This is a genomic window from Thalassotalea sp. ND16A (assembly GCF_000764205.1).
Classification (GTDB): domain Bacteria; phylum Pseudomonadota; class Gammaproteobacteria; order Enterobacterales; family Alteromonadaceae; genus Thalassotalea_A.
This window is the reverse complement of the sequence record NZ_JQDZ01000011.1, coordinates 19394-40834: the sequence shown is the minus strand read 5'-3', so window position 1 is coordinate 40834 and position 21441 is coordinate 19394. Positions and strand designations below refer to the sequence as shown.

Here is a 21441-nt window from a genome sequence, read left to right as displayed (position 1 = left end):
AGTTTCGACTGAAACACCATAATGCTTTGCGGCCTCGCCTATACTCACTAAATCGAAGACTAAAGTTTTCATAATCACCACCTCATGATCAGGTTTAGGCAATTATTCGCTAACTAGCAAGAACCCCAATAATATCAGAAAAAATACACCGTCATTCCCGCGAAGGCGGGAACCTCCTGGCTTGACAGCGAGCATTTAAAGATAAATATCAAGGTATTAATTCAACTTGGCCAGCGCGATCACTTGCTGATCAATACGAACACTCTGCCCATCTTGTAAGCGTTCACCACCCCGAACAACAACACTATCACCGGCGTTGATCGCCCCTGAGACCGAAACCCAATGTCCTTGCCCCTGACCTACCGATACGTTCACTTTTTTAACTACTAAGTCTTCATCTACGGTTAGTACAAAGGTATCTCTTTGGCGTAGAAGTAATGCATCTCTAGGCACCAGTAGCGCCTCTGCAGGGTTCTGTTTGGGTAATGAAACACTAACCGCGGTACCGGATAACAAGGCTAAATTTGTTGCTGCCAACCTGACACTGAAAGTACGTGATGACTGCTCGCCACTTCGGCTCCAGGTTCTGATCGGTAATTCGATCAATTGATCTTGCCATTTCACCGCTACCTTCGCGCCCGACTGCAAAAACGGTGCGATAGCGATAGGGGCAGCAACGGTAATATCAAGATCGTTAGGATCAACCAATACCACCATAGGACGGCCGATGCTAATTAATTCTCCGACATGAGCAAAGCGCTCACTGATAAACCCTGAAAATGGTGCTTTTATTTCCGTCTTTTCAATGGCTAATTGCGTTTGTTGTACTTGCATTTGTTTGGCGATGACTTCATTTTCGGCAACGAGCAAGTCCTTCTCGGTACGCTCCAATTCGCTTACTGCGGTATTGTTGGTTTCACTCAGGGTGAGCAAACGCTGCTTTTGTTTGCTTAGATATTCAACGTTTGCCTGAGATTGTTTCGATTGCGCTTGTTGTTGTGCCATCAACAATTTTAAATTGCGATTATCGATACGAGCGATGACATCACCTTGCTGAACTTCGCTGCCAATGTCGACAATCCATAACAATTGCCCGGTTTGCTCGGCAGAAATAGGCGCATTCATGCGGCTGACCACATTGCCCGGTAACCAGACGCGCGGTTGCACTTGTTCCATTTTTGCGGTTTCAATACTCACTAATTGCGCATCACCTGCTGCGGCAACCGCGATGCTGCCAGCCATACACCCTGCGAACAAGGCGGTGGAAAGCATAGTCAAAATAGTTTTTTTCATCATTTTTCCTTAAATCTTTGGTTGTGGCGCAGCGAGTAAAGTGTTTTGCTCTGGCGCAGTTATTAATACCAAGTTGACTAATTATCTGATCATTTTTAATGGCTAAAACAAATAACTACGGCGTTATAAAATTTATAAGTAGAATAACTACTTACTAAATTTTATGCCTTGTATTTATCCGTTTTCCCTCATGAAAAAGTAGACCACTTAATTAATCAAATTGGTATATGGCATTCGTTGCTGATCTTTTAAAACCAAAATCAGCACGTTTTAGTAGTAACAAACAGGGCAGTAATATAATGGTAAATACAGTACTTACCGCTAGGCCACCGACAATGACAGCCGCCAAACCGCGATAGATCACACTACCGGCCCCAGGAATAAGTAACAGTGGTAACATGCCAAAAAAGCTGGTGGCTGTACTCATAAAGATGGGACGCAATCTTAACGACAACGCTTGTTGTACCGCATTCATTCTGCTTTCGCCCTGTAGCTGGGCCAAACGAGTTTGGTGTACCAGTAAGATGGCATTATTGACCACTAACCCAAGCAAAATAACAAAACCTATCATGGTTAATAAATCCAGCGGTTGGAACACAAACAGATTGAGCAATTGCAACGCGAGAATTCCGCCAACCGTTGCCAATGGGATGGTAATAATAACCAGAGCACTGTCTTTAACCGAGCGGAACAAGGCCGCCATCAATAAAAACAAGATCACCAGGGCAAACAAGAAATTTTCAGTCATTACGGTGATCGCCTTTTCTAACTGGTCAGCGCTGCCGCCGTAAACGATAGAACTGTTTTGCGGTAATGCCGCCTTTAATTTCGGCTCTACTTCGTTCTTTAACACCGCAATCGTTTGCTCTAATGACCAGCCTTGCGGTGGGTTAACATTTAACGTAATAGTGCGATTGCCATCAATACGAGTTAAGCGGCTAGGGCCAACCGTGCGGCTAATATCCACCAATTCAGACAATGGCGTAATAGTACCGGCGCCAGTGACCAGTGGCACATCCCCCAAATTATCCGGATCATTCCAACCTTCTGAACGGACGATGATGTTTAAGCGTTTACTGCCATTAAAGTATTCACCGGCGTATACGCCATCGCCTAACGTTCTGACGACCCGGCCTACGTCTCGGCGTGACCAGCCCTGCTCAAGAATGTTGCGATCTTTCGGGGTTAAGCGTAATTCTGGCGCCGACATATCCGGACTTGGATTGGCGCGAACATTGGCACCTTCAATCGCTTCATTAACCCACTCAACACCTTGTCTGGCAGCATTTTGCAACGCTTGGGTGTCTCGGCTTTGCAAATGAATTCGCACTTGTCTGCCGCCGCCAAAGCCACCAAATAAATTACCTTGTCTGGCAAACGCCCGAGTGTCAGGTAAATCGATTAATACTTCCTCGCGAACCACTTTCAGCAGCTCTTCCACCTGTGATTGATCTTTGGCTCTTACCCCTAAGTTACCGCCGAAGGGGCCAGAAAACAGGTAATAATTTTTCAGTGCCGGTTGCTTCTCACCATTCATATAGGGCTTTAACCGTTCAATGATCGGGTTTACCACTTCACGCTCGATGGTTTGCACATTGGCGCCCGGAGGAAATTGCAAATTGGCATCAACGGCATCACGCTTTACCGGTGGTAAATAATCCAGGTTTGGCATGGCGAATATCGTCACCATCACCGGGATCGCTAACAAGCTGGCTGAAAGCAATAACCGTCTATTACCGTTACGGGTAATTTTCATCACCCAGGCAGTAATGCTTTGCCAAAGGGACTGATTGGGGTCGCTAATTTGTTGCTCTTTGATGAAGTGTTTCGCCAATACCGGCAGCAATACCACAGCCACAATTAACGATACCGACACCGCGATAGCAATGGTTAAGGCCAGGTCGCCAAATAATTGCCCTTCAATGTCTTTTAAGAAGAATACCGGTAAGAAAATGGCCACCGTTGTCGCGGTAGAGGCCAATAATGCGCCCCATACCTGTTTGGCGCCCTGCTCGGCACTGTCATGTACATTCAGCCCCTTATCACGCATGCGTAAGATATTCTCTAACACCACAATCGCCGCATCGAGCACCATACCAACGGCAAACGCTAAGCCGGCCAGTGAAATGACATTGAGCGATCGGCCGGTAAGTTGTAATACGATAAAAGTGCTTAGTAAACTGATTGGAATGGCGGTGGCAATAATGAACGTAGCCCGGGCTCTGCGGATAAAAAACCATAACACCAACAGTGATAATACCGCGCCTACAAACAAGTTACTGGTGACTAAGTTTATTGCCCGATAAATAAAAACCGAGGCATCAAATGACTGGATCATCACCAGCTGTTTTTCCGCTAGCAGCTCTTTATTGATCAACTCGACTTCCGTTTTCACTCGATTCAGCGTGTCTAATACATTCGCACCACTGACTCTATCGATGCGCATTGAAAACGCTGGGTTACCGTTTTGTACCGCTACCTCCTGCTTGTCAGCGCGACTCACTGCTACTGTGGCAATATCGGCTAAGCGAATGTTGCGGCCATTGCGAGACTCAAGAATGAGCTGCGACAACTGATCCACTTCATACTTACCATTAAACCGTAACGTATATTGTCGGCGGCCGACATCAATGAACCCCCCCGAGATATCATTAGTGCCAGAAACTAAGGAGATCAGCTGCGGAATTTCAATGCCAAATTCCGCCGCTTTTAATGGGTCAAAGCGAATTTGTAACTCTTCCCGATTCTCGCCACTGAACATTTGTACACTGGCTACCCCTTCAATCGCTTCAATACGAGGACGAATAGAGTCCTGGGCAAAATCGATGTAATCATCAATGTCATTTGCATTACCCGGAAGCGCTTGCAAGAAGAAAAACGTTAACGCTGGATTACCGCCGCCAAAACCGCCAAGCATCACCCTTGGTGGAGTAGCATCACGAGGCTGAGATTGCACCCGAGTCATCCGGCTAATCACCTCCATTAACGTTTGTTGCATGTCGGTGTCGATGCCAAATTCAAGATTAATGAAAGCACTGCCACGATTGGCAAACGCATTCATCGACTGTAAACCAGGAATACCCCGTAATACCTGTTCTTGCGGTTCAAGAATTTCCGATTCTATTTCTTGCGGTGATGCCGCGCGCCAGGAGGTTTGAACGGCGATTCGTGGGTTTTCAATATCGGGAAACAGTTGTACTGGCAGTTTGCTTAAGCTGAGCAAGCCAACCAATAAGATTAGCGCAACGGCAACGGCGACAGCCGCTGGAGAATTTAACGCATTAGAGGTGAGTTTCATTGTTATACCATTAATCTGATGACGCTGAATTGATTAACAATAATTTAACAACTATTTCAGGTTTCGATAATGTGATCAGCTTAACTGAGCATTATTTGCGGTGAGTTACTGAGCAGAAATAATTTGCAATGCGCTGACACATTTTGACACAGTTGCAAGTAACAAGTAGTGCGTTGTAAGTTATATTAAACAAGCCGTTTAGTTTATTGGCAATGGCTACATCGATATGTTTACACCTGAAACTCCCTGCTGTTGATAGCTTGGTTTACAAGAGAATAAACGTTTATGGTTAACTTTTACCTCTACTAACAATGACTTAATGCTATTAGCCCGTTGTTTTGCTAATTCAAGTAACGCCGACTTAAGCTCTGTAGAACCTTCAGCAAGCTGCTGACTGAGCATAATTTCAGTTTTATCACTTTCGTTGGCCACCCCACATAAACTGATACTTAAATCTTCCTTATTTTCCATCAAATTGGTGATTTTGTCGACATAGTCGCTATTTTCTGGCAACAGCAGAGTTGAATTTGTGGTCATTAGAATGGGTTCAAAATTAATGTTATTGGCTTCATCAACCACATATTCGGTAGCCATTACAATCGCGCCATAAGGTTGTAATGCCAATTTTAAAAAACCCAGCGAGCCTTTTTGTAGGGCTTTAGTCAGGGCTTTTTGAATAAGTGACCTTAAGCCCACCTCGCTATTGCTTAAATCACCTTTAACAGGTACCTGAAGATCGATAGAGCCATTGCTATCCTCAAGCATTTGAATGGCAAAAGGTAGCGGTATAGTGCTTATGCTGTCATTATTTGCTAAATCTTTGATTTCCATTTTTCGGATCAATAAATCATTACTCATATCAATTTGATCATTCTCTAAAGAAAGAGAGAATTTGTGGTCCACTTGCCCTTTGGTAAATTGGTAGCCAACAATGGATTCGATGTATGGCGATATTTCAGGCAAAGAAATGGCGTCAACTTCTCCCGCTGCGATAACACTGACTGGTTGCGCGAAAAATTTTGATTTTCCTTGAATATCAATGGTCGAGTATTCCCCTATTCTTGCCTTGAGTTGAAACGGGGAATAAGTGTCAGGACTTTGAGCGTCTATGTTTTCAAGAAAAAAACTATCCAGCTTTATTTGGGTATTTAGGTGATGCTGCGGCTCTCGTTTGAGCAACGTTATCGCACTATCGCTTTGCAGCTTGATAGCAGCAATTGAAAACGCTATGGCGGCAGGATCGTTCTCTTTACTCTGCTGCTCTAACGGCTCTTGCTCATTTGCCGGTTTTAATTTAAAGGTGTTATTTAATTTCTCTACGGCGGCATAGGAGCCATCTTCTAATTGCTCAATAATCGCTTGTAATCTGGTAGCAGTGATATCACCAATCGCAATATCGTTGTCGGCAAGGCGATAATCAATGGCCTTAACTTGCAGTTCTTTAACCGCCACTGCTGCTGATTTGTGGTCACTGATCAACTGCAAATTAGTAAATACTGAATTGCCTATTTGCAGGTGCATGCTGTCATCAATACTTAACTGTTCAACAGCCAATTTCTCGTTCCTTGCCAAGGTGTATTTCTGTTCAGGATCAATAACCTGCAAATCATCAACGGCAATGTCGTGTTTACTCAAAAAGCTAAATTCTTCGCCGACAATATTCAAGGTTAAGTCAATCTGCTGACTAATGCTGGCAACTGTCGAGATCGTTCCAGGTAATTCAGCCTGCAGCTTACTGGTATTAAGTTGACCGCTGATATCAAAGCTTAAACTATCGCTATCATGCCTTATCCCGGAAATGGATATATTGCTATCTATTCTCCCGGACAGATCTTTTATTGGCCTTGGCAGTAGATTATGCAAACTCTTTAACTGAAAGCCCTGTACCGATATACGCCCTTTAACACTTGGTTGTTTTATTAAAGGCTGTGCACTAAGGTCAACATCAATTTGTGCTTCGCCTAATTGTCCATGCAGCGCCAACTCCACAGGATTGTCATGCCAGGTGGAAGCCCGGGTTAAACGAAAACTGTTAATTTTAAATACGCTTTGAAAATTAGCAACATCAATAATGGCTGTGATATTGTTGAAGCGAACCAAGTCGACATCTAAATTTGGCAAGTTTAAGGTGGTAGGCTTACTATCAACCGAATTGGCTTGTTGATTATTGGTATTGATGATCGGAATTATCGCTTCAATTTGACCATTGTCATCTTCACGAATAGTCATATTGGCATCGCTGATCTCAACCAACTCTGTAGTTAGGCCGCCACTGAAAATACCTTGCCAACGATAATCAACCTTCAGCTCTCCCAAAGCTAATTTTTCAGTGCCCTGATGGAATAAATAAACGTTCTTTAAAGCCACTTGGCCGGTAAAAATATTGATATCAACGTCTTCAATCTGTGCAGTTTCAAAACCCTGGTCGGTAATTTTGGCAATTAGCCAAAATTTAAAAGCAATAGGGAAAAGTACTAAAAACAGCAATATACCGCTAACGAAAATTAGTTTAAATTTATGCTGGGACATTAAAGGATTAAGTGTAGACATACAGATTGATTAAATAAAGTGTTGTTAATCATTTACTCAATAATTGGCGTCGGGCAATTTACATCGCCGTTTTGCGCAATATGGCGCAAGTAATGGTCCATAATGGTAATCGCCATCATCGCCTCCGCAATAGGGACGGCCCTGATGCCGACACAAGGATCGTGTCTGCCACGGGTAATGATATCGGCAGGCTCACCTTTGATGTTGATGGTTTTGCCACTAATACCAATGCTTGAGGTTGGTTTTAACGCAATATTGGCAATAATATTTTGTCCTGATGAAATGCCACCCAGTACACCGCCAGCAGAGTTGCTTAAAAAGCCATCGGGGGTCATTTCGTCACGGTGTTCTGAGCCGCGTTGATTGACACAGGCAAAGCCATCGCCAATTTCTATCCCTTTCACCGCATTGATACTCATCAATGAATGCGCCAGCTCGGCATCCAGGCGGTCAAATACCGGCTCACCAAGACCGACAGGAACATTTTCGGCAACCACTTTCACCGCGGCGCCAATCGAGTCTTTTTCTTTTAAGATGTTTTTAAGTAGCTGTTCGAGCTGCTCCACCTTGCTTGCTTGCGGGAAGAAAAACGGATTATTTCTGACTTCATCCCAGTCATAGTTTTCGGCAACAACATCACCAATTTGGCTGACACAGCCTTTAATGTTCATCCCCAGCTTTTGCTTAAGGTATTTTTTGGCGATTGCGCCAGCAGCAACTCGCATCGCCGTTTCGCGGGCCGAAGAGCGGCCACCACCACGATAATCGCGAATACCATGTTTTTGCCAGTAAGTATAATCGGCATGGCCAGGGCGAAACATTTGCGCAATGTCACCATAATCTTTCGAGCGCTGATCGGTATTTTCTATCATTAAGCCAATCGGTGTACCTGTGGTTTTGCCTTCGAATACGCCGGACAAAATCTTTACCACGTCGGCTTCCCGTCGTGCTGTAGTAAAGCGTGAAGTACCCGGTTTGCGACGATCAAGGTCGAACTGTAAATCTTCCTCGCACAATTCAATGCCAGGAGGACAACCGTCGACGATGGCGCCAAGGGCCAAACCATGGCTTTCGCCAAACGAGGTTACGCTAAAAAGTTTTCCAATTGTATTGCCGGCCATAATCTAGTTTTTCACTCGCTCTAAAAATAATTGTTTATGTTGCTCTAATTGTTGCTTGCTAATCGCAAAAACGCCAAGTCCGCCGCGTTCAAATTCTATCCAGCTAAAATCCACTTGCGGATACAAGGCATCGACATGAAGCATGGAGTTACCTACCTCACAAATCAACACGCCATTATCGGTTAAATGGTCACTCGCTTGTGCCAGTATGGTACGCACAATATCCAGGCCATCTTCACCACAGGCCAGGCCCATTTCTGGTTCATGATGAAACTCATCTGGCATATCGCCAATATCCATCGCATCAACGTAAGGCGGGTTGGTTACGATCAAATCATATTTTACCCCAGATACGCCAGAGAAAACATCAGATTTTATTGGAATAACTTGTTCTGTAAGGTCATGGTTATGAATATTTAAACTGGCCACATCTAGCGCATCAACCGATAAATCCAGGGCATCAATTTCTGCTTGCGGGAATGCATAAGCACAGGCGATGGCAATACAACCACTACCAGTACATAAATCCAGTATCCGTTGCGGCTCTGCGGTTATTTGCTGGTTAAAGCCTTGCTCAATTAATTCTGCAATAGGCGAGCGCGGCACCAACACTCGTTCATCGACATAAAATGGCAAACGGGCAAAATAAGCAAGGTTGGTTAAATAGGCTGCAGGAATGCGTTCATCAATACGACGTAACACCAAATTGATCACATCTATCTTTTCCGTTTTGGTCAACCGGGTTTGCATGATCGCATCGTCCATGTTGTCTGGCAGATGCAGGGCAAATAAGGCTAAGCTTACCGCTTCATCCCAGGCGTTATTGGTGCCATGGCCATAATACAAGTCTGCTTCATTAAATCGGCTCACACTCCAACGTAAAAAATCGCTGATAGTATGCAAGTCGGTGGTGACTTCTTCTATATTTAATTCAAGCAAAGCTTTCTCCTAAGCGAAAATGGGTGTTCATGGTGGTATTAATTTCTGCTGCTATAAATTACAATTAGCGGATGAAATTAAAAGATCTAATTTGTGACGACGATAAAACGTTATTCAAACAGGCGATAGGCCCGGTAAAGCCTATTAAGCACGACACCATACACCCGCGGACCCGTGTCAGCAAGAAGAAAACCCAACAACAAAAAGAAAAACAACAATTTGAAAAACAACAGTTTTTCTTTTCTGATGAATTTGAGCCCAATCTAGAATCTAAGGGCCCAATGAAATACGTCAGAGATGATGTTGATAGCTTTGAAGCTAAGCGCTTGCGCCGGGGCGAATACTCTCCAGAGCTAATTTTAGACTTGCATGGCCTGAAACAGCAAGAATCAAAACAAGAAATTGCCGCGCTACTGGCCGCTTGCCCCAAACAGCACGTAAATTGTGTCTGTATTATTCATGGCATTGGTAATCGTATTTTAAAAAACAAAGTACCGCACTGGTTAGTGCAACACCCGGATGTCATGGCATTTCACCAGGCACCGCTTGAATATGGTGGTAATGGCGCGTTATTGGTTTTGATCGATTTAAAAGGCGATGACTTCTGCAAGTAAAAACGGATTCAAATTATACAAAATCATCCGGGCAAACATGATTAATGAGATGACCCGCCATTAACTGTTTGTTGTAATCGATTTGGGCAATGGCCGCGGTGGCAAAAATAGGTGCGCTTTTCTCTATTGATAATTCCGCCAGTAAATAACTCACCAGCGGCATATGCGACACCAGCAGCACATTTTCATAACGTTCAAGCGATATCATGCCATCTAAATAATCGTGTACTTCACCGGCTTTACCGGCGGGAGTGAGCAAGTCGAGTGTTTGTAATGGAATGCTCAGCTTTAACTGGTCATACAGCGTTTGCGCCGTTTGTTGGGCTCGCAGATAAGGACTGACAAAAATAGCATCAAGTTCGATGTTTGTTGATTTGAGCCATTTGGCCATGACCTTAGCTTCCAATTTGCCAAGTTCGGTTAAAGGCCGTTGCGCATCTTCATGGATTTGCGTACAGGCCTCGCCATGTCGCATTATGAGTAAATTCATTGTTGTTGTAAAATCACTTGGAGCTGAAACTGCTTATTTGGCTTAATGATAGAGAATTACGCCCTATAGATAAACAAAAGTTGGCAATTAATTTGTGATCGGGTAAATAATTACTGTATTTTTCGCAAATTCTATGTATTTATATGAATATCAAGACTATTATCGGGTATTAAATCTTGCCCGCACAATTTTTCACCATTAGTTCCATTGGAGTCGCGATTGAAGCAAAGCCCAAACGATACAAAACGCTATAAAACATTAACCTTAAGCAATGGTTTACGGGTGCTGTTGATTGAAAATAGCGAGTCTAATCGTAGTGCAGCGGCTTTGGCCATTAATGCCGGTCATTTTGATGACCCAAAAGATAGGCAAGGTTTAGCGCATTTTCTTGAGCACATGCTGTTTTTAGGCACCGAGAAATATCCACAAAGCGGTGAGTATCAACAATACCTGTCACAACATAATGGCAGCAATAACGCCTGGACAGGTACCGAACACACCTGCTTTTACTTCGACATTAACTCTCAACATTTTAGCGATGCCCTCGATCGTTTCAGTCAATTTTTTATCGCGCCGTTATTATCCTTGGAGTTTATTGAAAAAGAACGGCAAAACATTGACGCTGAATTCAAATTAAAACTCAAAGACGATATGCGCCGCATCTACGATGTGCACAAAGAAACCATTAACCCCGCTCATCCGTTCAGTAAATTTTCAGTGGGCAATATTGACACCCTAAGCGATAGGGACAATAGCTGTTTAAAAGATGAAGTGACTCGCTTTTATGATCAACATTATCGAGCCGAGCGAATGACGCTTGCGGTGGAAGGCCCGCAGCCTTTAGCCGAACTTGCCGAGCTTGTGCAACAAAAGTTTTCTGCCATTAAAAGTGAAAACAACACAAAAACAAAAGTGCTGGAGCCTTTATATCGCAACGAAAATCTTGGCTTAATGATAAGCATCAAACCCGAAAAAAATGATCGTAAACTGATCCTGAGTTTTGCCATGCCTGGTATTGATGACTGTTATTTGTTTAAACCACTAAGCTACCTTAGCTACTTATTAGGTCATGAAGGTAGCGGCAGTATTCTCGCCTATTTAAAGAATAAGCAATGGGCTATGGCCCTCACGGCTGGTGGCGGGGTTAATGGCTCTAACTTTAAAGATTTCAATATTAGCTTGCGCTTAACCGAAGACGGTGAAAAGCATCAAGATGAGATCATTGAATTGGTGTTTGCCTATATCCGCTTACTCAATAAAAATGGCGTCAATCAAACTTACTTTGATGAAAAGAAAGCCATTTCGGAATTTTCTTTCCAATATCAGGAAAAATTGAAACCTCTTGATTCGGTAAATCAATTAGTGATAAACATGCAGCATTATCCCGAAGAAGATTACATTTACGGTGATTATGTGATGCAGCAGTTAAAGCCAGCATTGATCGAGAAATTTATCGGTTATTTGACTCCCGATAACTTGCGAATTATCTGCATCAATCAGCATGTTAATACCGATAAAACCAGTTATTGGTACAAGGTCCCCTATAAAACCGAAAAAATTGCCGATGAACTGCTCAGCAAACTTGCAGCCAATAAAGAATTTTCAGAATTAAGCTTACCCACTGCTAACCCATATATTGTGGCTAAACCCACCTTAGTGCCGGCTAAAAGTGAGGTTTCGGTGCCAAAGCTGATCAAAGAGAAGCCGGGCTTGAAGGTATGGTTCAAACAAGACAGTTCGTTTTTTGTGCCAAAAGGTCAAATTTTTATTGGCATAGACTCTACGGTTTCGGTAGAGAGCAAAGCGACAATTGCGATGACTCGTTTATTTGTCGAGTTATTTAGTGACTCAGTATTGGAACAAAACTACCATGCCGAGCTTGCGGGTATTCACTATCATTTATACCCACATCAAGGCGGTATGACCTTGCAACTTTCGGGCATCAACGAGAAGCAACCTTTGTTACTTGAGAACTTACTCAATAGTATTAAAGATCATTCATTGGCACCAGACCGGTTTGAACTATTTAAAAATCAACTGGTAACCAATTGGAAAAATGCAGAAAAAAGTAAGTCCATTTCACAACTGTTTGCCAAACTCAGTGCATTGATGAAGCCATACAGCCCTAGCGGTAAAGATCTGGCGCAGGCGCTTGAACGAGTGAGCTATCAAAATTTTACCGACTTTTGCGAAGCCTACTTTAATAAATTATGTGTTGAAGTCTTTATCTATGGTAACTGGTTAGAACCACAAGCAATAAGCATGGCCGAATTGGTATGTGCAAAACTCAGTGAACACCTGGATGAAAATGAAGGGGTAAGCTGCAAGGTGCTCGATTACAAAACACTTGGCGCCAATTTATTACCGCAACACCTACCCGAGCACGATTATGCCGGGGTGATTTATTTCCCTCTCGAAAACAGTGATGTTACCAGCATGGCGCTGGCCATGGTTACCAGCCATTTAATTTCACCGCACTTCTTCCATCAAATGCGCACCGAGCGTCAATATGGTTACTTGGTCGGTGTCGGTTTTGTGCCAATGAACAGTTTTCCTGGTATTGCTTTTTACATTCAGTCACCAGACACAACCGCAGATACGCTGTTTGCTGCGATGGGTGAATTTATTGATGACTTTGACAGTGAAATTAGTGATGATGAATGGCAGCATTTACAACAGGGCTTGATTGGCCAATTACAAGAAAAAGACACCAGTCCAAGAATTAAAAGTCAACGCTACTGGATGAGTATTTGCAATAAAGATTACAGCTTTAGCCAGAAGGAACAGCTTATCGCTGCGATTGCAAAATTAACGCCGGCAGATATTAGTAATTTCATAAAACATACCCTCTGCAGTGACAGCAATCCGGATAAAATTTGTTTGGCGTCGGTGAAGCACGCAGATGAAATGGCTTACTTATCAAACAACTTAAAGGTTATCAGAGATATAGACGAGTTCCACCGACAGAATCCGCACAAATCGTAAGGGTACTAACACAATATTTACAGCTTTAAATCCAATGCTAATTGCATTAAGATATCCATTAAAGTGACAAAAAAGCCTGCGTTTATAGCGGGCTATATAGCGATAATCATTCCCACAAAAAAATAGGGATACGCAAAAGGTTTTGTGTGCTGTTGAATTACAATAATAACAAATTTAAAACTGTAAACTTTCAGTTTATCAATTTCCTAAAAGTGCTTTGGCTCACTGTACTTGTTGCATTCTCCTTTTCTGCCAATTCTTCGAGCCAGACACCAATAAAATTTCAGCAACTTTCTATTGAGCAGGGTCTTTCTCAAAGTACCGTTTATTCAATAGCTCAAGATCAACAAGGTTTTATTTGGCTAGCGACTCAAGACGGTTTGAATAAATACGATGGTTACGACTTTACCTACTACAGGAATGTGTTAAATACACAGGACTCTTTATTAAATAATTTAGTACGTGTTGTTTTTGTCGATAGTCAGAATACTTTGTGGGTTGGTACCCAGGGAGGATTAAGTAAATACAACCCTCTTTTAGATAAATTTGATAATCAATATACAAACTTAAAAGAAACCGCAATATGGAATATTTACGAAGATAAAGATCAAAATTTATTCGTATCTACCTCTACAGAATTATTCCGTTTAAATAAACAAAGCAATAGGTTTATCAGAGTAAACTTTAGAAACTTTTCAAAAAGCATCAAGGAAATAAAATCTATCTTCCAAGATTCACAGCAAAGATATTGGATTGGGACCTTTGAAAATGGTTTATATATAGTAAATAAAGATTTTAAAGTTATATCTCCCACAAACAGAAAAAATAAATGGCAGCTAAATATAGATGCGAAAAGCATATATGAAATCAAGGAAATTGATGATAATTATTGGTTAGCAACTGACAATGGAATATACATTGTTGACAAGAATTATAACCTCCTAAAACACATTCTTGCAGAAGAGTATGGTATTCACTCTCTTGCTAATAAAACAAGAAGCATGAGTCAAACCAGTGAACATGAAGTTTTAATTGGTACAGAAAATGGGTTATATAGATATGGTTTGATTGATGAAAGTTATTCAGCCAAAGAAATTACAAAATTAGATTCTACGCCTTTGGAGATAAAATTTGTTTATTCTATTTTCAATGATAGTACGGGTAGCATTTGGGTTGGCAGTATTTTAAACGGCGTCAATAAATATAACTCTACTTATTCACTTTTTCCTCATTACTTATCTAATGATAATATCAATAAGAAAAATGTACTGGGATTCGCAGAATTACCCAATGGAAATATATGGATTTTTACCGAATTTAATGGTTTGTATTATATAGATCCAATTAGCAATGAAATATTTAAAGCCCCGATAGAAATTAACGATAGGTTAAATGATATTTTTCCTGATAACAAAAATAACCTCTGGCTCATCACATATGAAAACAAATTAATATATTTTGATATAGCGAAAAATAAGCTAGTTAAACAAGATTCGTTTAATAATTTACCCTTAGAATTACATGACCGTATTGATTTTTTATCCCTCAATAAAGAAATTTGGTTCGGTTCTCAAAACTCAACGATCATTAAATACTCTCCGAAAGATAACACTTTATCCAAATTTAGTTTAGGAGCAGATGAAATAAACCTCTATATCATTTCTGCCACTGAAAATGGTGAACTCTGGGTTAGTAGTAGCTTAGGGGAAATATATAAATTTAGCCCCTCAAAGCAAAGTTTTACAAAACAAAACTTACCTAAACATAAGTTATTTTTGGAAAATAATTTAGCTCAAATTAAAGAAGAGAATGGATATATTTGGTTTAGTTTTTGGGGCCAAGGAATTTTATTACTAGATAAAAAACTAAATAAACTCTATCACTTAAATGAACAGGTTGGGTTAGCAAATGATTATATTGCAAACTTAATGTTAGATAACCAAGGTGATGCCTGGATTAGTACAAACAAGGGGATTAGTAAAATAAACCCGTTCACAAAATCAATTGTAAATTTTGATGCCAATTATGGACTACAATCGAATGAATTTTGGGCGGGTTCATCCCTAAAAAGTAGTCAAGGTAAGTTTTTCTTCGGAGGAGTAAATGGGTTTAATAGTTTCTTTTCAGAAGATATAAAATTGGATACACAACTAATATTAAAACCTATACTGACAAAGCTTCTTATAGCTAACAAGGAAATAAAGGTAAACCCTATTGTTGAGGATAAAGACTTAGCAACTATTCCAGCTCAATTATTTACTCTTAATGAAATTACATTAAAACATGACCAGTCACCTTTCTCCATCGAGTTTTCTTCACCTAACTCAAGTTTACCGGAACAAGTTTTATATAGGTATAAGTTATTGGGATTAGATGAACAGTGGATAGAAACCAATTACAAAAATAAGCGGGCTACTTACACCAATTTAACTTCCGGTAATTACCCGTTTTTATTAGAGGCGTTTGACTCAACCACTAATACATATATTCCTTCAAGTCAATTTACCATAAATATTCTTCCTCCTTGGTGGTTAACCAAAAGCGCCTGGTTTGTGTATTCTTTATTATGTTTATTGATTATTTATTACTTTGTGAAGCAAGCTCAGAACAAATCGATGGCGAATATCCAAATTAAAGAGTCTGAAGAGCGACTAAAACTCGCCTTATGGGGTTCTGGCGATGAAATGTGGGATTGGAACTTAGTCACTAACCAAATGTACCGCTCAAACATTTGGGGCATATTAGATTTTCCCATGGAAGGTAGTGAACTGGAAGATGATGGTGAGAAACGTCGCAATATACACCCTCAAGACTACCCTAGAGTTAAGCAGTTGCTATTAGAGCATAAGGAAGGTAAATCGGAGCATTATGAAGCCGCGTACCGGGTAAAAGATAAAAGTAATAATTGGCTTTGGGTGCTCGATAGAGGAAAAGTGGTTGAGCGTGATGCTAATGAAGCACCAGTTCGGATGACCGGTACGCTAAAAGATATTAGCCAAATTAAAGCCAATGAAGAAAGTTTAAAACTGTTTGCCAAGTGTATCGAAACCATTTCTGATGCCGTTGTGGTCTATGATCATCAATTTAACTTAGTTGATTGCAACATCTCTTATCAAACGATTACTGGCCAAAGTCGCCCAGAAGCGTTGGGGCAGGAGTTGGCGTTTAATTCTTATCCAGACAGCTTTTTACAAAACTTGAAGAAAAATTTACTTTTACATGGCACCTGGCAAGGTGAGATAGAGAGTACACGTCCTACCGGCCAGTTTTACTTAATCGATATCACCATCGATATCATAAGAGATGAAAACGATAAGATTTCACATTTTGTCGGGGTGTTCTCCGACATTACCAAACGTAAAGAAACGGAAGCTGAACTGAGAAAACTTGCCAACTCTGATACATTAACCGGGTTACCGAACCGTTCATTCTTTCAGGCAACACACACGCAACTGGTAGAACAAGATGTTGACCATGCCCTGCTGGTGTTTGATTTAGATAACTTTAAAAAAATTAATGACTCGCTTGGTCACCAAATTGGTGATGTTTTATTATGCAAAGTAACCGAACGCATCGCCACCATTGGCAATATTAAAGATACTTGCTACCGCTTAGGCGGTGATGAATTTGCCTTAATTCTGGAAGGCACAAACGATATTCACAATATCACGTCAATTGCTGACGAAATTTTAAACACCGTGGTGGAGCCCTACTCTATACGTCAACAAGAGATCTCTTTATCTTGTAGTATTGGTATTGTGTTATTTCCAGATGACGGTTCAAATACGCACGAATTATTAAAGAACGCAGATACCGCCATGTATCATGCTAAAGACAAAGGTGGCGACACTTACCAATTCTTTAATGACTCGATGAACAAACAAGCGGTGAAACGGTTACAAATTGAGAATTTGATCCGCTATGGTTTGAAAGAAGACTTGTTCACCGTGTTCTATCAACCCAAAATTGAAGTTGCCAGCGGTAAAGTTAAAGGCATGGAAGCGTTAGTTCGCTTTGAAGCCGGCAGTAAAGGCATTATTCGCCCTGATATTTTCATTCCTATCTCAGAAGAAACCGGACAAATTATTGAGATAGGTGAAATTGTTCTACGCAAAGCCTGTTTAGCCACCAAAGCCTGGTTAGATAACGGTATGTTCTCTGGCCGTATTGCCGTTAACTTATCAGCAGTTCAATTTAGGCAGCATAATTTAGTGCAAATAATTAGTGAAATACTGGAAGAAACCAAATTACCCGCCAAACACCTTGAACTCGAGATCACCGAAGGTACCGTGATGAACTCGCCGAAAGAAGCGATTGAAACCATGCTACAAATTCGAAAAATGGGCATACATTTATCGCTAGATGACTTTGGTACTGGTTACTCATCGCTCGCTTATTTGAAAAAATTCCCGCTCAACACGTTAAAAATAGATAAAGCTTTTGTCGATGATATCGAAATTTCTGAGGAGGGTCGAAATATGGTGGCAACCATTGTCACTATTGCCCATAACTTAGGCATGGATGTGGTTGCTGAAGGGGTGGAAACTGAAAGCCAGTTAACCTACTTGAAAGAAGTAAACTGTGAACAAATGCAGGGCTATTTGTATTCTCGTCCACTGGCAGAAGAAGACTTTGGGCGGTATTTGCTATCTCATATTATTACCAATAAATCGACTCCATATCAGAATATTTAAGTGGTAATCACTATAATAAAAAACCTTGATATTCTATCAAGGTTTTTTACTTTTCCCTTTGAAAAAATAACAGTTAATTATTTAAAACGACAGATAAAGCCACTAAAAGTAAACTAAATAAACCCTGATAAAACAAACCATTAAACTATTAAATTATTAAACTATTAACCTATTTTCTGAGCATATTGAAAATTGGCATGGTATTCGCTTAGTTTATTCCTATAAAACAATTTTTAATAAAAATAGGAAGTACCATGCTTAGTTCAATCATTTTATCTGTTTTACTTTCAACCGGCACTCCAGCAGTAGAGCCTGTAGCTGTAGAAACTGGCGGTTCGAAAATCCGCATTCAACCTGTTGGCGGTTCGAAAATTCGCATCCAACCTACCGGCGGTTCAAAAATTCGCATCCAACCTACCGGCGGTTCAAAAATTCGCATCCAACCTACCGGCGGTTCAAAAATTCGTATCCAACCTACCGGCGGTTCAAAAATTCGTATCCAACCTACCGGCGGTTCAAAAATTCGTATCTAGGAGATCAATATGTTAGCACTAATTAAAACAATTTTTTCTTCAAAAACTGCAGCAAAAAAAGTCGCTGATAGTATTGAAATTCGTGAAATGTCAGCGAATAGCTGGTGGTCATAAGCCTTATAAATAAAGGCCTTGGGGTAATTTATGCGAAAACTATTTAAAGCAATTTTTGGTTCTAAGAAAACAACTAAAGTACCGGCAAGGATTGAGGTGCATGAAATGTCTGCATCTAGCTGGTGGTCGTAACTAGAAACTAAATGGACTAAGCAGTTTCAAACGTGTAGCCAAGAAATTGGTTATGCGTTGAGAACTCCAAACTTTGTGCCAAAGCGTTTCAGAGTTTTCATTCGTTTCTCCATGCAGAACATTGGCCATACTAATGGCCCAAGTACAAAACCAGCGGTAGCCCAGCGTTTACGCCCCATACCCGACTGGAAAGCCTGGCAGTAAAAGAAAACAGCGCATAATAGCGATACAAGGGCAAATAACATATCTGGCTCTTTAAACATGAAAATCGACTTAAGGGCGCGCAGTATAGCAAATAGAACAATTACCCTAAAGTACAAACAGTATGTTTTTCACACTTTTTTGTTCGTAATATGAAAACAGTTATTTTCCCTACTGACCATCTGAATTTGACAAAGCTAAAACCGTCTATGGTGGTTTGCATTCCTTCATCTCTGAAGTAAAAAAAAGAGGCAATTCATTGCCTCTTATTTATGAAAGCGGCAATCGTTTACCGCTTTTCGATTCGTATTTTTACTTACGACTTACTACTTTTTACTTACGTATAGCAACTCGCTTGCTGTTCAGCCATTTTCAACAAAGCATCACACGGCTGGAAGTGTTGACCGTACTTTTCTTTATAGGCATTCAATTTTTCAACAACATTGCTAGCGCCTAAACTGTCCAGGTATCTAAACGGCCCACCAATAAATGGCGGGAAGCCAATACCGAAAATGGTACCAATATCACCGTCACGGGCGTTACGGATGATGCCTTCATCTAAACAGCTTACCGCTTCGTTCACCATTAATAACACACAACGCTCAACAATCTCTTGCTCCGATAGCTTACTGGCAACTTTTAGATTAAGTAAGGTGTAGACCGTTTCATCGACGTTTTTACCCTTGCTTTTTTTGTCATAAGCGTAGAAACCTTTATTAGTCTTACGACCTTTGCGGTTGTCATCAATCAGCTTATTAAAAGCATCTGGTGCTTTAAAGCGCTCACCCAATTCGGCTTCCAGAATAGGACTGATTTTGGCGCCAATGTCTATTCCTACTTCATCCAATAATTTAATTGGGCCTACCGGGAAACCAAATTTAACCAAAGCACGGTCAATCTTTTCAATGGGTTCGCCAGCGAGTAAAATTTTAGCAGCTTCGTTCACATAGGGAGACAAGATACGGTTTACATAAAAACCGGCTTTATCTTTCACCACTATTGGCGTTTTGCCCTGACGTTTAGCATAGGCTACTGTGCTGGAAATGGTTTCATCGGACGTTTTGTCATGAGCAATGATCTCTGCCAATGGCATTTTATCCACCGGCGAAAAATAATGTAAGCCAATGACGTTTTCTGGCTTGGCCGCTTTCGCAGCAATTTGATTAATCGGTAATGAAGAAGTATTACTGGCAAAAATCACACCCGGCTTACAATTGTTCTCAATATCACTGACCATCTGCTGTTTTAAGGTTAAGTCTTCAAATACCGCTTCTATCACCATATCGACGTCGCTAAAACCAGTGTAATCGACAGTACCTGTGACCATATTAAGCTGCTTTTGCATGACCGTTTTTGCGATGAAGCGACGTTGCACTTTTTTATTTAACAGATCAAAGCTATATTTTAATGCGTGAGAAATGCCGGTGTGGTTAATGTCTTTAATGCGCACCGGAGTTTTCGCATTATTGGCCGATACATAAGCAATGCCGCCGCCCATTAAGCCGCCACCTAACACCCCTACTTTTGTCACTTTTGCCGGCTCAACCCCCGCTACCCCTTGCTCTTTCTTCATTTCCGTAGTGGCAAAAAACAAATTACGCAATTGTTTCGACTCGCTCGTTTGCGTCAGCACACCAAAATGTTCGGCTTCTACCGCCAAGCCACGAGTAATACCTTTCTCATAGCCGGTACGAATACAATCAATTATTTTTAACGGTGCCGGGTAATTGCCTTTGGTTTTGGCCAGAACGGTTTTGCTTGCCTGATCAAAGACAACTTTTCGGCCTAATGGATTCGACTCAAGTGCTTTTTCAACCAAGCCAACTTTGCGCTTGGTTTTACTTTTACCGGTTTGAGCTAATTTAACCGCCACATCCAACAACACTGAATTTGGCACCACATCGTGAATTAATCCGGCCTTCAGGGCTTGTTTGGCCCGAAGTTGCTTACCGGTTAGCATCATATCTAATGACTTTTGCAGGCCCACCAGTTTTGGCAAACGCTGGGTGCCGCCACTACCAGGTAACAAACCCAGCTGCACTTCTGGTAAACCGAAAACAGTTTTGTTTGAGTCGCTAGCTACCCGCAGGTGACAAGCCATTGCCAACTCTAATCCGCCACCTAAACATGGACCATTTATGGCCGCAACTACGGGAATTGACAGCTGTTCAATTTGATTAAAAATCATTTGCCCGCCACTGGCAATTTCTGTCGCTTGCTCGGCAGTTTCACATTTATCAAGCATGCTGATATCGGCGCCAGCAACAAAAGAATTGTCCTTGCCACTGTATAGCACTAAGCCGGTAATGGCACTGTCGGTTTTAATTTGTTGTAGTACTTGCTGAATTTGCTCGGTAAATTCCGCTTTTAGTACATTCATGGTTTCATTAACCACGTCAATTTTTAACAGTGCAATACCGCTATCTTGTTTGGTAAGAGTAAATGATGATTTCACTTCTGTATTTGTTGTGTCCATA

General features: G+C 41.2%; 11 protein-coding genes. 4 read left to right on the top strand and 7 right to left on the bottom strand.

The window, feature by feature from the left end:
* Window positions 1-216: 216 nt before the first annotated feature.
* From ND16A_RS16690 to prmB, 5 genes are all read right to left on the bottom strand, one after another.
* Window positions 217-1296 (bottom strand): efflux RND transporter periplasmic adaptor subunit, encoded by a 1080-nt coding sequence (locus ND16A_RS16690; protein ID WP_081945431.1) that lies wholly within the window; start codon window positions 1294-1296, stop codon window positions 217-219.
* Window positions 1297-1504: 208 nt separating this feature from the next.
* Complete coding sequence (locus tag ND16A_RS16695) at window positions 1505-4591, bottom strand: efflux RND transporter permease subunit (RefSeq protein ID WP_033076071.1); 3087 nt, start codon at window positions 4589-4591, stop codon at window positions 1505-1507.
* A gap of 216 nt (window positions 4592-4807) precedes the next feature.
* Window positions 4808-7141 carry a DUF748 domain-containing protein gene (locus ND16A_RS16700; RefSeq protein ID WP_081945430.1) on the bottom strand — a complete coding sequence of 778 codons (2334 nt, stop codon included), beginning with the start codon at window positions 7139-7141 and terminating at the stop codon, window positions 4808-4810.
* 32 nt (window positions 7142-7173) lie between these two features.
* Window positions 7174-8262: a chorismate synthase gene (gene aroC, locus ND16A_RS16705; protein WP_033076069.1), complete on the bottom strand. Its 1089-nt coding sequence runs from the start codon at window positions 8260-8262 to the stop codon at window positions 7174-7176.
* A 3-nt stretch (window positions 8263-8265) separates the two neighbouring features.
* A complete protein-coding gene (gene prmB / locus ND16A_RS16710) occupies window positions 8266-9201 on the bottom strand; it encodes a 50S ribosomal protein L3 N(5)-glutamine methyltransferase (RefSeq protein WP_033076068.1) in 936 nt (311 codons plus the stop codon).
* Window positions 9202-9272: 71 nt separating this feature from the next.
* Here prmB and smrB point away from each other — a divergent pair, with 71 nt between their 5' ends.
* A complete protein-coding gene (gene smrB, locus ND16A_RS16715) occupies window positions 9273-9815 on the top strand; it encodes an endonuclease SmrB (RefSeq protein WP_033076067.1) in 543 nt (180 codons plus the stop codon).
* 13 nt (window positions 9816-9828) lie between these two features.
* On the opposite strand, the gene sixA is transcribed toward smrB, so the two are convergent.
* Complete coding sequence (gene sixA, locus ND16A_RS16720) at window positions 9829-10305, bottom strand: phosphohistidine phosphatase SixA (RefSeq protein WP_033076066.1); 477 nt, start codon at window positions 10303-10305, stop codon at window positions 9829-9831.
* Window positions 10306-10524: 219 nt separating this feature from the next.
* Between sixA and ND16A_RS16725 the strand changes: the two genes are divergently transcribed.
* From ND16A_RS16725 to ND16A_RS16735, 3 genes are all read left to right on the top strand, one after another.
* The gene (locus ND16A_RS16725; RefSeq protein ID WP_033076065.1) at window positions 10525-13290 is read left to right on the top strand and encodes an insulinase family protein; all 2766 of its coding nucleotides are present in this window, start codon (window positions 10525-10527) and stop codon (window positions 13288-13290) included.
* A gap of 152 nt (window positions 13291-13442) precedes the next feature.
* Window positions 13443-17984, top strand: coding sequence for an EAL domain-containing protein (locus tag ND16A_RS16730; RefSeq protein ID WP_152593773.1), 4542 nt, complete (start codon window positions 13443-13445; stop codon window positions 17982-17984).
* 254 nt (window positions 17985-18238) lie between these two features.
* The gene (locus tag ND16A_RS16735) at window positions 18239-18517 is read left to right on the top strand and encodes a hypothetical protein (protein WP_033076064.1); all 279 of its coding nucleotides are present in this window, start codon (window positions 18239-18241) and stop codon (window positions 18515-18517) included.
* A 784-nt stretch (window positions 18518-19301) separates the two neighbouring features.
* Here ND16A_RS16735 and fadJ read toward each other — a convergent pair.
* Window positions 19302-21440: a fatty acid oxidation complex subunit alpha FadJ gene (fadJ, locus tag ND16A_RS16740; RefSeq protein WP_033076062.1), complete on the bottom strand. Its 2139-nt coding sequence runs from the start codon at window positions 21438-21440 to the stop codon at window positions 19302-19304.
* Window position 21441: the final 1 nt, after the last annotated feature.

Bases quoted from the DNA above. Each gene is read 5' to 3' on its own strand.
- ND16A_RS16690 (WP_081945431.1), bottom strand. From the start codon at position 1,296: ATGATGAAAAAAACTATTTTGACTATGCTTTCCACCGCCTTGTTCGCA.
- ND16A_RS16695 (WP_033076071.1), bottom strand. From the start codon at position 4,591: ATGAAACTCACCTCTAATGCGTTAAATTCTCCAGCGGCTGTCGCCGTT.
- ND16A_RS16700 (WP_081945430.1), bottom strand. From the start codon at position 7,141: ATGTCTACACTTAATCCTTTAATGTCCCAGCATAAATTTAAACTAATT.
- aroC (WP_033076069.1), bottom strand. From the start codon at position 8,262: ATGGCCGGCAATACAATTGGAAAACTTTTTAGCGTAACCTCGTTTGGC.
- smrB (WP_033076067.1), top strand. From the start codon at position 9,273: ATGAAATTAAAAGATCTAATTTGTGACGACGATAAAACGTTATTCAAA.
- sixA (WP_033076066.1), bottom strand. From the start codon at position 10,305: ATGAATTTACTCATAATGCGACATGGCGAGGCCTGTACGCAAATCCAT.
- ND16A_RS16735 (WP_033076064.1), top strand. From the start codon at position 18,239: ATGCTTAGTTCAATCATTTTATCTGTTTTACTTTCAACCGGCACTCCA.
- fadJ (WP_033076062.1), bottom strand. From the start codon at position 21,440: ATGGACACAACAAATACAGAAGTGAAATCATCATTTACTCTTACCAAA.